We start from the raw sequence: 15,462 nt of genomic DNA, 5'->3' as shown, positions 1-15,462 counted from the left end.
TGAAAAGACATAAGATTAACAAGAATTATAAAGGATTTGCTGACATGATGGATTGGTCTACTGTTCTCATCTCAATGAAAACTGCAAGCTTATCGATTTTCATAACCTTTTTTTTAGGCTTGTTTGCCGCTTGGGCTATCGTTAAGATGAAAAATGAACCAATTAAGATGTTTCTGGATGGAGTTTTCACACTCCCGCTTGTATTGCCGCCTACTGTAGTAGGGTTCTTTTTATTATTTATTTTTGGTGTCAGGGGTCCTATAGGTAAGTTTTTCATTGATTTTTTTGCTTTTAAGATAGCCTTTTCATGGCCTGCAACCGTTATTGCTGCGATAGTCATGTCTTTTCCATTGATGTATCGTTCCGTTCGAGGTGCATTTGAACAGGTGGATTATAACCTATTGGATGCCGGCCGTACTTTGGGTATGTCCGAATGGAAAATTTTCTGGAAAGTTTTATTTGCAAATTCATTGCCGGGAATAATTAGCGGGGGAATCCTTGCTTATGCCCGTGGTTTAGGTGAATTCGGTGCTACAGCAATGCTTGCAGGTAATATTGCCGGTCAAACCAGAACTCTTCCATTGGCAGTTTATTCTGAAGTAGCTGCAGGTAATATGGGGGAGGCCTTTAATTATGTTCTCGTCATTGTTTTCATTGCATTCATTGCAATCTTCATTATGGATTATATTTCCATAAGAAAGGAAAAACAGTGGAGATAATTGCTTATTTTTATATTTTGAGATGATAGATTATGCACAATAAATTGTTAAAAGTAGATATCCAAATGGAACTCAGCGAATTTGACCTGGACGTTAGTTTTGAATTGAAGAATAGGCGTTTAGGCATTCTTGGACCATCTGGATGTGGTAAAAGCATGACACTGAAGTCAATTGCAGGTATCGTAACACCGGATAAGGGTGTTGTGAGCTTAACCAGCGGTGAGGAAACCGTCTATTTTGATTCCGATAAAAAAATCAACCTGAAGCCTCAAAAAAGAAATGTTGGATACCTGTTTCAGAATTACGCTTTATTTCCCAATATGACTGTTGAAGAAAATATCGCCGTTGGCCTGTCCAAGGATGATGATGGCAAAACAGTTCCTGAAATGATCAGGCGTTTTCAGCTGGACGGGTTGGAAAAAAGATATCCTCGACAATTGTCCGGGGGCCAGCAGCAGAGGGTGGCCCTGGCCAGAATATCCGCCTATGGTCCTGACGTCATATTGTTGGATGAGCCGTTCAGTGCTATGGATACTTTTTTAAAGGAGCAATTGCGTATTGAACTTCTGAATTCACTGAAAGATTTTGACGGATTTTCCATTATGGTCACTCATGACCGTGATGAGGCATTCCAGTTTTGTGATGAACTTATCGTGTTGGATAAGGGAAAAATTATAGCAAAAGGAAATACCTATGATGTATTTGAAAATCCAAGGAGAGTTCAAGTTGCAAGGCTTACCGGATGTAAAAATATCTCCAGAGTTGAAATTGTGGATGATTATCACATTAAATCAATTGATTGGGGAGTTACATTTGAAACATCCGAAAAAGTTTCGTCAGACATTACTCATATTGGAATAAGGGCGCATGATTTTGTGCCTGCTGAAAAGGATGATGTTAATACATTTGACACTTTAAATTCAACCGTATTGGAAAAGCCTTTTGAATGGGAAATCACATTGGCAAATGGTTTGTGGTGGAAAGCCGATAAACTGATTGATGAGCATGATTTTGTGATTCCGGAGTACTTAAAGATAGAACCTAAGAATATTATCCTGTTGGAAGACTAGGCAATATTCTTCAATACTCCTTTTTAAATGTCTAAATTTAAATATTTAGATGTTATAACTCTTTTTTTCGTTATTATATTAAATTCACTTCGTATAATTGATGTTAAATCAAGTAAATCTATTTAAATAATGAAATTTAAAATTTTAATTAGATTTTTTGATTTTTTTCAAATTATTTTTTCAGATGTTAGGGGCAGTTTATGAGCGACAAATCATTAAAGGTCAATATCCAAAAGAAACTTAAGGAATTTAATTTGGAAGTTGATTTTGAGTTGAAAAAAGGGTGTTTGGGTATTCTTGGCCCTTCCGGCTGCGGAAAGAGCATGACATTGAAATCCGTTGCAGGCATTGTGGATCCGGATAATGGTATTGTGAGCTTGACCACAGATGAGGAGTACATCTATTTTGATTCTACAAAAAAGATTAATTTGAAGCCTCAAAAAAGGAAAGTGGGTTACCTTTTTCAAAACTATGCACTGTTTCCTAACATGACCGTTGAGGAAAACGTTGCGGCAGGCCTATCAAAGGATGATGATAAGAAAAGGGTCTCAGAAATGATAAGGCGATTCCATCTGGAGGGGCTTGAAAAAAGATACCCTCGACAGCTGTCCGGAGGCCAGCAGCAAAGGGTGGCTCTGGCACGTATTTTGGCATACGGTCCTGATGTGATATTGCTCGATGAGCCGTTCAGTGCAATGGATGCATTCCTGAAGGAACAGCTGCGTTTGGAACTTGTCAGGCTGCTTGAGGATTTTGACGGATTTTCCATTCTGGTGACCCACGACCGTGATGAGGTATTCCAGTTCTGTGATGACATTATAATACTGGACAAGGGCAAGGTCATTGCACAGGGCCCTACCCATGAGGTGTTTGAAAATCCGGGAAAGGTTCAGGTTGCAAGGCTTACAGGATGCAAGAACATCTCCAGAATCGAGATTATAGATGACTATCATGTCAAATCCCTTGATTGGGGCGTTGAATTCGAGGTTTCTGAGAAAATTTCACCTGAAATCACCCATATCGGAATAAGGGCGCATGATTTTTCAGCTGCAGGCAAAGATGACGTGAACGTATTTGGCACAAATGATTCAAGCAAGCTGGAAAAGCCTTTTGAATGGGAAATAACCCTGGCAAACGGTTTGTGGTGGAAAGTCGACAAGAAGATTCATGAGCATGATTTTATCATTCCAGAGTATTTGAAGGTTGATCCTGAAAACATAATCCTGCTTGAGGAATAAATGATTTGACTTTAAAAAATTGCTTTCACTTCGTAATATTGTTCTTATTTTGTAAAATTGCTTTCTAATCAAAGGAAAATAATTTAAATGATTAAAATCAATAGTATTTTGACCGATATTATTCAAGTAAACTATTTTGAAAGGATGTGTTAAAATGGCTAAACCGATTAGACCAACACCTGAATTAGAAGGCAAGGATGCAATTGAATTTCTTGAATGGATGGAAGAACCTCCTACTGAAAAGGATAAAGAGTTTTGGAAAGAAGTTTATTCACAACGAAGGGTCTTATTCTAGAGCATTAAATTGAGGAGTATTAAAATGGCTAAACCTATTAGTCTATCATCTGTAATTGAAGGTGAGGATGCAATTAAAATTGTTAAAAAGATGTATAAATCACCAAGTGGCGAATATAAAGAATTAGCTAAAGAAATCAGGTCTCAAAGATTTGTCCCTTTTTAAATATAATTTTATAGATTTTTTCTTTAAATCTAATTATTGCAATGGATTCGCAGTTCAATATTTAAAGCAACATTCCTGATGATTGTCAATCACGCCAATGGATTCAAGATAGGAATATATTATTGTCGGGCCGACAAACTTCATGCCTCTCTTTTTCAGGTCCTTTGAAATGTGTCTGGACAATTCGGATTCTGTTAAAAACTCGGCTTTAATGATTTCACCATCTGTAAATCCCCAGATGTATTCGTCAAAGCTTCCGAATTCATCCTGTATTTCAATGAACACCTGCGCATTGTTGATGGCTGCATTGATTTTTCCCTTATGGCGGATTATCCCTTCGTTTGAACGTAATTCTTCAACCTTTTCCTCATCATAATCGGCCACTTTCCTAACGTCAAACTCATCAAAGGCTCTTTTGAAGTTTTCACGCTTTTTAAGGATGGTGATCCATGACAGTCCTGCCTGAAAGGACTCCAAAACAAGCATTTCAAACAGTTCTATGTCATCATGTGTTGGAACTCCCCATTCCTCATCATGATATCTTATATAAACTTCATCGTTTCCTGCCCATGTGCATCTCTTATTGGTCATAAAAATACTTATTATCTGCTTGATTTAAATATATTATTATGAAAATTTCTCCCAAGCGCATTTTATACTTGGATGAGGTACGGTCCTTGGCAATTATTCTGGTGGTTTTGGGCCATCTGATTCGCCAGTTCTCCCATGATTTTGCAAGCTGGCAGATCTGTTCAGGTGTTTTTTCACTGACACGCATAGGGGTCCCATTATTCTTCACAGTAAGCGGGGCATTGCTTTTGACAAGAAAGCACGATATAAAATCGTTTTTGGAAAAGAGATTTAAGCGCGTTTTTTTGCCTTTTGCATTCTGGATAATTGTTTACGTTATTTTGGGAGTTGTAATATGGGGGTATAAGCTGTCCTTTAAGTACGTTTTTGATATAGCGTTTGGAGCTCATCAGTTATCTGATCCGTTCTGGTTCATATGGTCCCTTATTGGAATTTATTTATTGATTCCTCTTTTAAGCAGTTTTATTCGTGAATATGGTGATTTCGGTTCAAAATATCTGATTTTAATCACTGTAATTTTGTCTTTACTTTGTTCGGTAGGATTCTTCACTGACCAGCAGATCAAACAGGATTTCAGGGTAATATACAACTTTTTCTCAGTTTTAGGTTACTTCATTTTGGGTTCCTATATTCAGAATCATGAATTCAGGTATTCTAAAAATAAGATGTTTTTAATTGGAGCAGCGATGTTCATTATAGGCATTGTGGGCCATTTCATAAAGATTTATTATAAGGGACTTGGAGGATTTGGTCTGGCCGCAGTTGATTTCTTTGACATTGTTGTTGTAATGGAAACCATGGGATTATTCATTGCATTTAAATATGCAGATGTCAAAATGATTTCAGATAAAATTAAACCTCTTAAGGAGCAGACTCTTGGCAAGATTATCGTAACATTCAGTTCCTGCAGTTTCGGAATCTATTTATCTCATTATATCATTATACTGTACCTTTTCGGTCCGGGATTCATGCGCTGGTGGGGCTACAAAAATCTGTTTGTCTTCTTCCCTCTCTCTGCAGTAATACTTATTGGAATCTCCTGGGCATTGATTTTTACCATGAGCAAGGTTCCGGTTTTAAAAATAGGCAGCGGCGTAAAATGATGAATTTTTTTCGTCTTTAAACTAATTGTTGAACAAACTATTCAAATAAATTAATATGTCTGTAAGAATATAGATATTATAGAGATGGTATTATGACTAAGTTAGGTTTTGGAATGATGAGACTTCCACTTTTGGATGAAAATGACCAGACAAGCATTGATATTGAACAAGTAAATAAAATGGTAGATTCATACATGGATGCCGGATTCAACTATTTTGACACTGCATTCGTTTATCACGAAGGAGCAGGCGAACCGGCCTTCAAAAAAACCGTTGTTGACAGATATCCTCGTGATTCATTTAAAATAGCTACAAAACTTCCGTTGTTTGTTATCACAGAGGAGTCCCAACTGGAACCTCTGTTTGCACAGCAACTGGAAAACTGTGGCGTAGATTATTTTGATTATTACATGCTTCATAACGTGAGCGGATTTACTGAAACCGCCTGGAAAAATGTTGATTTATACTCTTTTATAGAAAATAAAAAGAAGGAAGGCAAAATCAAGCACATCGGATTGTCCACTCATGGAAATGCTGAATTTTTAGAGGAAATCCTATTCGAACATCCTGAACTCGAATTCGTTCTGCTTCAGATAAACTATCTTGACTGGGAAGATGAAAACATCGAAGCGAAGAAATGTCTGGAAGTCGCCAAAAAATATGACAAGCAGGTAATGATTATGGAACCTTATAAGGGCGGCTTTTTGGCCGATGTTCCTGAAGAGGCTGAAAAACTGATGAAAGATCATAATCCGGATAGGTCAGTTGTATCATGGGCAATGAGATTCGTGGCCAATCTTGATGCATGTGTTGTCCTTACTGGTGCAAGCAATCTGGAACAGCTTGAAAGCAACATCGAGGAATTCAAGAATGCGGATCCTTTGGATGATAAGGAATTGGAAATCCTTGATGAGGTTTCTGAAATCATCAACAGCAACATCACCGTTGACTGTACAAAATGCAGATACTGTGTTGAGTCATGTTCTGAGGAAATCGACATCGCAAGACTCTTTGATTTGTATAATAAGCATAAGATGCTTGAACAGGACGATTGGACACAGTTCGGAAATGCCTATCTCAACTATTCCAAGCTTGACGGCGTAGGAATAGCTTCCGATTGCATTGAATGTGAAGTATGTATAGAAGAATGTCCTCAGGCAATCAATATTCCTGAAGTTTTAAAGGATGTCGCAAAAACCTTCGAAACTGAAATCTACGGATTCGAAAATTAAGTAACTTTTAATAATATTAAACCATATATTTATAAATAGTTAGTTTATATGAGGATTTTATTATGATACCTGGCATGAACAAAAAACAGATGAAGCAGATGGAAAGACAAATGAAAAAGATGGGCATGAAAATGGAAGACCTTCCAGGAGCCCTTGAAGTCATAATCCGTTTTGAAGATAAGGAATTAGTCATCGATAATCCTAGTGTTAGTCTAATGAATGTAATGGGACAGGAAACCTATCAAATCGAAGGTAAGGCCCGTGAAGTGGAATTGGAATATGAAGTAGAGATTCCTGATGAAGATGTGGAAATGGTGGCTAACAGCGCTGGCGTCAGTGAAGATGAGGCAAGACAGGCTTTAGAAGAATGTAAAGGTGATCTTGCAGAAGCTATCATGAAATTGAATCAATAGATAACATGACTTTGATTGCACATATTTCTGATTTGCACATATCAGATTCAACCTTTGATGAGGAAATGTTCATAAAGGCTGTGGATGAAATAAACAATTTGCAGCCGGACATGATAATCTTAACCGGCGATTTGACTGAACACGGTTATTATGTGGAGTTTGAAAAGGCAACAAAATATTTGGAAATGTTTGAAACTCCATTATTTGCCGTTCCAGGAAATCATGATGCCCGTAATCTGGGTTATCAGACATTTGAAGAGTTGGTCGGTGAAAAAAGCTGGAAATTAACAATGGATGGTAATTTCACAGTAATGGGACTTGACAGCAGCTCACCTGATGAGGATAAGGGGCATGTCGGAACTCCTCAGCACATGTGGCTGGAACATCAGTTGGATGAATGTGTAATCAATGAAAATTTTTCCATTGTTGCTCTGCACCATCATGTTGTGTCCATACCTCAAACAGGTCGTGAACGTAATGTCCTATCTGATGCGGGGGATATTTTAAAGACTCTGACAACTCATGAAGTCGATTTGGTCTTGTCAGGACATAAGCATGTTCCGAATATCTGGAAAATTAATGAAACTCTCATTGTCAATGCAGGGTCTCTCTGTTCTTTAAAACTTAGGGGCAAAAATAAAAACTCATATAATGTTTATAATATCTCAGATAATGAGATTGAAATCTATTTAAATGTAGTAAATGGCGAAAAATTTTTATTTGGAAAATATCCAAGAAATAAATTATAAATTAAATTTAAATATAAGATAAAATATATACTAATAAACTGAATTGAATTTTTAGGTGATATTATGAAAGTGGTCGTAGATGCTTCTAATGTAGCTCATCATGTTAAAAATCAGAATGGACAACCTCAAATGTCCAATATTCTTGCCGCTGTTAAAGCATTGGAAGAAAGTGAAGATGAATTTGTAATTATTGCTGATGCATCACTTCGTCATGATATTGATGATAAGGAGAAGTTTGCTAAATTGCTGGAAAATGATAACGTGGAGGAAGTTCCGGCGGGAAATGATGCAGATCATTTTATATTGGATATTGCAACTCGCGAAAAAGCTAAAATCTTATCAAATGATAAATTCAGAGATTATGCTGCTGAATTCAGAAACATTGCTTCTATGAGAATACCATTCATAATCGATAATGGCAGACTCACATTTGGAAAGCCAAAAAAACCTAAAAAAGATAAGAATATTCTACAACATATTTGTGATGAAATTATCAAGGAATTGACCTTTAAAAAATGGGAAATCTACACTGGTAAGGAAGGTTTGGAAATTTCCCCATTAAATATAGCTAAACAGGCTATAATACGTATCGACAATGAAAATAACGCAGAATCTAGGTTAGAAAACATTTTCGCCAAAATACCTATGTTCAATAAGATTGTAGAAATGGTGGATGATGTTGAAATCGCCGCTCCATATGTTATTTTCGTATTGGTACATCCTAAAGATTATAAGATTGCTGTGAAAAATGCAGGTAACATTTCCGTTACTGTTGCAGATAGGTTAGGTCTTGAGAAAAAACCATTAATCGCAGTAAGAAATGATTTATTTACAAAACCTGGCACTTTTGAACTGAACATATTGCTTGCAGATGAAGTTACCGAAACTGCACCGTATAACATTCTAGTGCGTGTAAGCGAACATGATGAAGTGTTCATTAAGAGAAACTCAAGAAATATTGCAAGTACCATTGCCGGAAGGCTAGGATCTTGGAAATTCCCATTCGTATCCGTAAAACCGGATATGCTTTTGGAAAAACCTGGAGATTTTGAAATAGAGCTGGAAAAAGGAGGAGGTATGGATGGTTAGTAGCTTAACCAAGTTTTTCATCCGTCTCACCACTAAGCTCAATCCAATTGCGGTGGGAACTAAATTTTTTCCGACAAACTCATTAGAAACTGAGTATGTGGAGTTATTCAACTACACTCAAACCATTCTGTTTGAGCTTGAAAAGGCCGAAATCACATCGGACACTATTTTGGAAAACCTTATTCGGGATGTAGGTGCTGAAAACCTTCCGAAGGATTATACTTTCCATGAATTGAAGCCGGCAGAAAATAAAATTGAAGAGTATGCATTGGTAAGCAACATCATCATGGGTAGTGACCGTTATTTTTACATAGAGCTTCCGCATCCTTCCCGTTTGATTGATATTTTTGTCAAAATCATTCAGAATGAAAAGGGGGAAATTGTGGAAAAAACAGCAACAGAACTTGTTGCCAAAATGTTGAGTAAAAACGATGCTATCCGTGTAGCCATTGAATTGATTGGAATTGGTTTGTCCGAAGGAATTCAAGTTATTTCTGCCGTTGGAATGACCGGTGCCGCTTCAATTGAAAGGGCGATCCATTATACTCAAAGTGTTGGAAGCTTTCCAGGTATTGCATTCACTAAATTAGGTGGAGAATATGCATTGGTATTTGATTCACCATTCCTGCTTCAGGAATCCAGACCTGTTGACTTGGAAAATTATTTATTCATTGATTTAATTGATTCCACTAAATTCATCAATAAAAACGGAAGGAATCAACTTGTGGAGTTAATGACCGGCATTAAAAATTTCATCGAAAGGGAATGTGACGGTGAACTTGAAGGCTACCGGGAAGGCGGTGACGATTTCATTGCAAGATTCCCATCAAAGGACTTGGCAATCCGTGCAGGTCTTGATGCGGCATGGTTTGCATTGGACAATGGTGCAAAAATCAGGGCAGGTGTTGGAAGAAGCAGGCGTGAGGCAGGTGAAAGAGCCCAACTTGTGGATGATTTAGATTCATCTTCTCCATTGTCATTAGTTGTTTTCGAATTGGCTAACGGTTTATATGCTTATAATATTCCATCAGAATTCACAAGGACTCTCATTAATTTGGTGGAAAATGAAAAACCAAAATTAATTGGAGTATTTGTATTTGTATTCTTATTTGCTTATGTCATGTCAATTTTAGGGCTTGGAATGTTTAGTTTTATTGGAGTAATTTTAGCCCTTGTTTATGCAGTCATTACATAATGAATTAACACGAGAAAAACAATGAGACGAAAAAAAGACAATAAAAGAGTTTTAAGATCAGGAAACGGTCGCCAAAATAATTCCAAAAGAAAATTTGGAAGAAATAAAAATAAGTTCAATACTCGTCCAGCTAGTCCTCGAAATCCAAGGAATAGAAGGCCTAAAAAACAGAGGAAAAGCAGCGGAACTCTCATGTTCATTGTGATAATTGCATTGGTGGCATTTGTCATAGGTGCTGGAATAGGGGTTTCCCTAAGTTTTGATGATGGAAATGATGGTCAACCTCATTATGAAAATGTAACTAAAGAAATGACTAAAAATGTTAACCAGAGTGAGGTTGTTTTTGATAAGGAAGTTGACGGTATAGACTATAATGAAAATACGTCCTCTTCACAACTTAATACACAGTATCTTAAGACTTATGAAGATTAATTTTTGTGATTTTTATGAATTTTATTAAAGAACTTGATGGAGGATTTTCAGTTATTGAAAATCTTAAAGTATCAGGGGCTCGTGAAGGAAAATATGGTGTTACAATAATTGTTTCACCGAACAGCACTGCTTCAGCAGTATTCACTTCAAATAAAGTGGTTGCAGCTCCGGTCAAATACACTCAGAATGTTTTAAAAAAGGGTATAATTTCAGCTGTCTTTGTCAACAGTGGAAATGCCAATTGTTTCACTGGCCAACAAGGATTTAAAGACTGCGAAACCTTAGTTGAATTGCTATCCAAGGACTTGAAAATACCTAAAGATGAGATAGCCATTTCATCAACAGGGGTCATTGGCCGTGAAATGCCTATAGATATCATTTCCAAGGTTGCTTACGAATCTTTGTCAAAGCTCGGAAACGATCCTGAAAACTCACTTGCTGCAGCTAAGGCAATCATGACTACCGATACATTTCCGAAGGAATGTGCGTTGGAAGTCACATTGACTTCCGGTGAGACTGTAAAAATTGCAGGAATCACAAAAGGAAGCGGAATGATTGCTCCGAATATGGGTACAATGCTGTCGTTCATCGTAACCGATGCTGTAATTCCAGCAGGTGAAATCAAAAAGGCGCTCAAGGTATCAGCGGATATCAGTTTCAACATGATTGTTGTCGACGGTGATGAAAGTACCAACGATACCTGTCTTATGATGGCAAATGGTGCATCAGGTGTTGAAGTCGTGAAGGATGGTGAAATGGATTCAAACTTCCAGGAAGCATTGAATTATCTATGTATAGACCTTGCTAAAAAAATGGCCAGAGATGGTGAAGGGGCAACAAAATTCCTTGAAGCCAATGTATGTAACGCCAGAAATGATGAGGATGCAAGGCTGGCGGCAAAATCAATCATCTCTTCAAGTTTATTCAAATCCGCTGTATTTGGCGGTGACCCTAATTGGGGAAGAATTGTCTCAGCAATCGGATACTCAGGGTGTGACCTAAATCCGGATATTGTAACAATATCCATTGCAGATGACACAGATGAGGTTGATTTGGTTAAAAACGGTGAAATTTTAGCATTTGAAGACACTCCTTATCTTGAAAGAGCAGAAAAGATAATGCAGTCAAAAAACATCACTGTCAATATTGACATGGATCTGGGTGACGGTGAAGCTACTGCTTGGGGTTGTGATTTAACATATGACTATGTTAAAATTAATGCGGAATACACCACTTAAAGAAAACCTTTAAATATCTTGAAAACAAATATTTTTTTGTTATAGATTTAATTCTAATTTTGTAATGATAAAATTTAAGGAGGGGAAAATATGGCAAAAGTTAAAGGAACTAACAGAAGAACCAGACAAAAAAGAAGTTATACTAAACCTGGTAGTAAAAGAGGAAGAGGACTAAAACAAACCTGGAAAAAATAATCCTCTTATAACTTTTTTTTCTTATTTTAACTAATTTTTAATTGTTATTTACAAACTTTCACATTGACAATAATTATATACTATTTTTTAAATATTATTACTTAGGTGATAATATGATGATGCCTGAAAACGGACACAGAGCTCATGGATTCTCAAGCGCATTTTTCTTGGATTCCGATGAGATTATTCAAGAGCTAAATTTAAAAGGAAATGAGACAATTATGGATGCCGGTTGTGGTGATGGCCATAATGCAATCAAAATTCTTGAAGATTATAATCATAAGGGAACAGTTTATGCAGTTGATGTCTATGATGCTTCAATTGAGGATATGGAAAAATATAAAAGCGAAAACAATGTTGAAAACCTGATTAATATAGAAGCGGACATTACCGAAGGAATCCCTGGAGTTGATGACGAATCTGTCGATGTCGTTTTGATGGTCAATGTTTTCCATGGTTTCAAAGCGTCAAGAAGGATTGATGAAGCGATTACTGAACTTTCAAGAATAATCAAAAATGATGGAAAAATTGCAATCATGGACTATAAGGCTTGGGATGTTCCAAAAGGCCCTCCAACACCTGTGAGATCCTCACCTGAAGAGTTGGAAGAGTTATTTAATAAACATGGCCTTAAAATGACCTATTTAAATGAGGATATAGGTGAAGATATTCCTGAAGGAAAATCCCACTATTTAATCATGTTTGAAAAGGAATAACTTTTTTTAATTGGGAGTTTAAAACTCTCCTAAACTTTTTTTGAAAATTTTAAATACTATTTTTTAAAGATTATTATTAAGGTGTAAATATGGAGCATAGACATCACGGAAAATCAAGTGCAAATTTCTTAGATTCTGATGAAATATTAAATGAGTTAAATCTCAAAGGCGATGAAACTTTTTTGGATGCAGGATGCGGTGACGGTTACATTTCTAAAAAAGCCATAGAAAAATATCTTCCGGAAGGCAAGGTTTTTGCAGTTGATGCTTATGCGGAATCCATCAAAGAGTTGCAGGAATACGTTGATGAAAACGATATTGAAAATCTGATTCCTATAGAAGCGGACATTACCAAATGCATTCCGGGTGTCGATGATGAATCCGTTGATGTTGTTCTGATGTTAAATGTTTTCCATGGATTTAGGGAATCCGACCAAAAGGAAGATGTCATAAACGAATTGAAAAGGATTGTCAAATCAGACGGCAGAATTGCCATAATGGATTTTAAACCTATTGAAATGACTAAAGGTCCTCCTTTGGACATTAGGATTTCACATGTTGAGATGGAAAAAATATTTAATGATTATGGCCTTAAAAGGGATTATTTGACAGTTGATATTGGTGAAGAGAATCCCCAAGGCAAATCCCATTATTTAATCATATTTAAAAAGGAGTAAATTCACATGATTTTTGCAGCGATACTTGCAGGAGGAATAGGTTCCAGAATGGGAGGTACGGACACTCCCAAACAATTTTTGACTTTAGGCAACAAGCCTGTCATTATTCATACTATTGAAAAATTTGTAATCAATGAAAGCATTGACAAAACAATTGTTTTGATTCCAAAAAACTTTATAAATCATACTAATAATCTGATTAATGAATATATTGGTGAAAATGAAGATATAATTGTCATTGAAGGTGGTGAAACCAGAAATGACACAATTTTAAACAGTATCAAATATATTGAAGACAATTTCGGTATCGATGATGACTCAATTATCATTACCCATGACTCCGTGCGCCCATTTGTAACTCACAGAATCATCAGGGACAATATCGATGCAGCAAGAAAATATGGTGCCTGTGATACAGTCATTCCGGCTACGGATACCATTGTTGAAAGCGTCAATGGTGAAACCATTGAAAGCATCCCTGTGAGGGATTATTATTACCAAGGCCAAACGCCACAGAGCTTCAATATAAAGAAACTTTTCAACTTAATCAATAGTTTAACAGAAGCTGAAACCAATATACTGACAGATGCATGCAAAATATTCACACTTAAGGATGAAGATGTACATCTAGTTGATGGTGAAGTGACAAATATCAAGATTACATACCCTTATGACTTGAAATTAGCAAATACAATACTTGAGGATGGAAATGATTAACATTGTTTATAGGCTTAAATCTCCCAAATTTTTTGAGGAATCGATTGATGAGGTGGAACTTGACGGAGTGGTCGTAAGGCCGACCTATCTTTCAATCTGTCAGGCCGACCAAAGATACTATCAGGGTTCCAGACCTGCAGAGGTTCTTGAAGAGAAATTGCCGATGGCATTGATTCATGAAGGAATTGGTGAAGTGATATATGACAAATCCGGTGAATTTAAAGCTGGAGATAATGTTGTAATGATTCCAAACACTCCTATGGGAGAAGACGTCTGCAGAGCCAATTATTCATACAAATCCAAATTCAGAGGAAGTGGCTTTGACGGTTTTACCTCAGATCTGATAAGGCTTGATTCAAGTCGTGTAGTCAAAATTCCTGATGATTTCGATCCGAGGGTTTCAGCATTCATAGAATTAATTACTGTTGCCTATCAGGGCATTTCCAAATTTTCAGAGATTGCAACAACTCCAAAGGATTCATTGGGAGTTTGGGGTGATGGAAACCTGGGTTTCATAACTGCTCTCCTTTTAAAGGATAAGTTTCCGGAATCAAAAGTCATAGTTTTCGGAAAGCACCTGGAAAATCTGAACCTGTTTTCATTTGCTGATGAAATCTATCAGATACACAATGTTCCTGATGATTTTGCAATTGACCATGGATTTGAATGTGTAGGGTCAAGCGCATCCCAATCAGCAATCGAACAGATTATTGATTTGATTAATCCGCAGGGAACAATAAACCTCTTTGGTGTAAGCGAATATCCGATACCAATCAACACAAGAATGGTTTTGGAAAAGGGTTTGACTATACAGGGAAACAGCAGGTCTGAAAGGGAAGACTTTGTTGGAGTGGTTGAGACTCTCAAACAAAATCCTCAGCTGTTTGAATATCTGGAAAAGCTTGTTTCAAACATATGTGAAATAAATACCTTAACAGACTTGAAGGATGCATTTGATAAGGATTACATTTCAAACTTCGGTAAAACCATCCTTAAATGGAACAAATAATCAATTAAAAACTCTATTCATTATTTTTATGGATTCAACCCTGAAATAATTTCTGTCGTTTCTGTTGCACATTACCGGAAGCATTTCAACGGCATTGATGTCATCGCAGTCAAGAATCATATCGTTTTTAAGCTTGTTTTTTATGTGGTTTAAAATCAGATGGCAGATGTCGTCTTGTGAGCATGCAAGCTTAATTGTGAAATCGGCATCTGATTTCAAGGGACATTCCCTGACATTAACATTGATGTTTTTGGGGCATAGGATATAGACTGATACCTTTTTTTGATGTTTTTCATAGAGATTTTCGGCAAATTCAACATATTTTGCAAGTTCTTCTGCGTCAAAGTCTTTTAATTGGGTTTCAAAATCAATGAATTCTCCATCTTCAGTTTTAAAGATGTCACCACCAGGATGGACTCCTTCATCAAGCATTATTTCATGTTTTGGGGCAATGCATATTTTTCTTGTGTCGCTGAAGACCTCTCTGATTGTTCTGCTTTTATAATCGAATTCTGTTTTATTCATTTTTTTAACCTCTAAAATTTTTGTGTGTGTTCTATGTTAGTTTTCATCGCTTATAAATTGTTAAGTTTCAAATTAAAGCAATTTAAAGAGGTTA

The 15,462-nt window shown here is 36.6% G+C and carries 19 protein-coding genes; 17 read left to right on the top strand and 2 right to left on the bottom strand.

Going from position 1 to position 15,462, the window contains the following annotated elements; translation table 11 throughout:
• The first annotated feature begins 44 nt into the window (after positions 1 to 44).
• From modB to ACJMML_RS10215, 5 genes are all read left to right on the top strand, one after another.
• A complete protein-coding gene (modB, locus tag ACJMML_RS10235) occupies positions 45 to 719 on the top strand; it encodes a molybdate ABC transporter permease subunit (protein ID WP_405307272.1) in 675 nt (224 codons plus the stop codon).
• 32 nt (positions 720 to 751) lie between these two features.
• Positions 752 to 1,789 carry a sulfate/molybdate ABC transporter ATP-binding protein gene (locus tag ACJMML_RS10230; RefSeq protein ID WP_405307212.1) on the top strand — a complete coding sequence of 346 codons (1,038 nt, stop codon included), beginning with the start codon at positions 752 to 754 and terminating at the stop codon, positions 1,787 to 1,789.
• 200 nt (positions 1,790 to 1,989) lie between these two features.
• Entirely contained in the window at positions 1,990 to 3,027 is a 1,038-nt protein-coding gene (locus tag ACJMML_RS10225; RefSeq protein WP_405307211.1) for a sulfate/molybdate ABC transporter ATP-binding protein, read from the top strand.
• A 154-nt stretch (positions 3,028 to 3,181) separates the two neighbouring features.
• A complete protein-coding gene (locus tag ACJMML_RS10220; protein WP_405307210.1) occupies positions 3,182 to 3,322 on the top strand; it encodes a hypothetical protein in 141 nt (46 codons plus the stop codon).
• Between the two features lie 24 nt (positions 3,323 to 3,346).
• Entirely contained in the window at positions 3,347 to 3,487 is a 141-nt protein-coding gene (locus ACJMML_RS10215; protein ID WP_405307209.1) for a hypothetical protein, read from the top strand.
• A 54-nt stretch (positions 3,488 to 3,541) separates the two neighbouring features.
• Here ACJMML_RS10215 and ACJMML_RS10210 read toward each other — a convergent pair whose 3' ends face one another.
• The gene (locus tag ACJMML_RS10210; protein ID WP_405307208.1) at positions 3,542 to 4,078 is read right to left on the bottom strand and encodes a DNA-3-methyladenine glycosylase I; all 537 of its coding nucleotides are present in this window, start codon (positions 4,076 to 4,078) and stop codon (positions 3,542 to 3,544) included.
• A 38-nt stretch (positions 4,079 to 4,116) separates the two neighbouring features.
• On the opposite strand from ACJMML_RS10210, the gene ACJMML_RS10205 reads away from it, so the two are divergent.
• The 12 genes from ACJMML_RS10205 (at position 4,117) to ACJMML_RS10150 (ending at position 14,843) form a co-directional block, all read left to right on the top strand.
• Entirely contained in the window at positions 4,117 to 5,181 is a 1,065-nt protein-coding gene (locus ACJMML_RS10205) for an acyltransferase (protein WP_405307207.1), read from the top strand.
• A 92-nt stretch (positions 5,182 to 5,273) separates the two neighbouring features.
• A complete protein-coding gene (locus ACJMML_RS10200) occupies positions 5,274 to 6,413 on the top strand; it encodes an aldo/keto reductase (RefSeq protein ID WP_405307206.1) in 1,140 nt (379 codons plus the stop codon).
• 62 nt (positions 6,414 to 6,475) lie between these two features.
• The gene (locus ACJMML_RS10195) at positions 6,476 to 6,826 is read left to right on the top strand and encodes a nascent polypeptide-associated complex protein (protein WP_296782886.1); all 351 of its coding nucleotides are present in this window, start codon (positions 6,476 to 6,478) and stop codon (positions 6,824 to 6,826) included.
• Between the two features lie 5 nt (positions 6,827 to 6,831).
• Positions 6,832 to 7,575, top strand: a complete 744-nt coding sequence (locus ACJMML_RS10190) for a metallophosphoesterase family protein (protein WP_405307205.1) — start codon at positions 6,832 to 6,834, stop codon at positions 7,573 to 7,575.
• Positions 7,576 to 7,638: 63 nt separating this feature from the next.
• Entirely contained in the window at positions 7,639 to 8,664 is a 1,026-nt protein-coding gene (locus ACJMML_RS10185) for an NYN domain-containing protein (RefSeq protein ID WP_405307204.1), read from the top strand.
• The gene (locus ACJMML_RS10180) at positions 8,657 to 9,859 is read left to right on the top strand and encodes a hypothetical protein (RefSeq protein WP_405307203.1); all 1,203 of its coding nucleotides are present in this window, start codon (positions 8,657 to 8,659) and stop codon (positions 9,857 to 9,859) included. Before ACJMML_RS10185 ends, ACJMML_RS10180 begins: the two co-directional genes overlap by 8 nt.
• Positions 9,860 to 9,880: 21 nt before the next feature.
• Entirely contained in the window at positions 9,881 to 10,291 is a 411-nt protein-coding gene (locus tag ACJMML_RS10175; RefSeq protein ID WP_405307202.1) for a hypothetical protein, read from the top strand.
• A 14-nt stretch (positions 10,292 to 10,305) separates the two neighbouring features.
• A complete protein-coding gene (gene argJ, locus ACJMML_RS10170) occupies positions 10,306 to 11,529 on the top strand; it encodes a bifunctional ornithine acetyltransferase/N-acetylglutamate synthase (protein ID WP_405307201.1) in 1,224 nt (407 codons plus the stop codon).
• 308 nt (positions 11,530 to 11,837) lie between these two features.
• Positions 11,838 to 12,440 (top strand): class I SAM-dependent methyltransferase, encoded by a 603-nt coding sequence (locus tag ACJMML_RS10165; RefSeq protein ID WP_405307200.1) that lies wholly within the window; start codon positions 11,838 to 11,840, stop codon positions 12,438 to 12,440.
• A gap of 89 nt (positions 12,441 to 12,529) precedes the next feature.
• Positions 12,530 to 13,117 (top strand): class I SAM-dependent methyltransferase, encoded by a 588-nt coding sequence (locus tag ACJMML_RS10160; RefSeq protein WP_405307199.1) that lies wholly within the window; start codon positions 12,530 to 12,532, stop codon positions 13,115 to 13,117.
• A gap of 6 nt (positions 13,118 to 13,123) precedes the next feature.
• On the top strand, positions 13,124 to 13,834 hold the full coding sequence (locus ACJMML_RS10155) for a 2-C-methyl-D-erythritol 4-phosphate cytidylyltransferase (protein WP_405307198.1): 711 nt from the start codon (positions 13,124 to 13,126) through the stop codon (positions 13,832 to 13,834).
• Positions 13,821 to 14,843, top strand: coding sequence for an alcohol dehydrogenase catalytic domain-containing protein (locus tag ACJMML_RS10150; RefSeq protein ID WP_405307197.1), 1,023 nt, complete (start codon positions 13,821 to 13,823; stop codon positions 14,841 to 14,843). The genes ACJMML_RS10155 and ACJMML_RS10150 overlap by 14 nt, the downstream gene beginning before the upstream one ends.
• Here the strand turns inward: ACJMML_RS10150 and ACJMML_RS10145 are convergent, their stop codons facing one another.
• Complete coding sequence (locus ACJMML_RS10145) at positions 14,844 to 15,368, bottom strand: hypothetical protein (protein ID WP_405307196.1); 525 nt, start codon at positions 15,366 to 15,368, stop codon at positions 14,844 to 14,846. It abuts the gene before it with no gap.
• Positions 15,369 to 15,462: the final 94 nt, after the last annotated feature.

The organism is Methanobrevibacter sp., assembly GCF_045130115.1.
Classification (GTDB): Archaea; Methanobacteriota; Methanobacteria; order Methanobacteriales; family Methanobacteriaceae; genus Methanocatella.
This window is presented reverse-complemented; position numbering and strand designations above follow the sequence as displayed.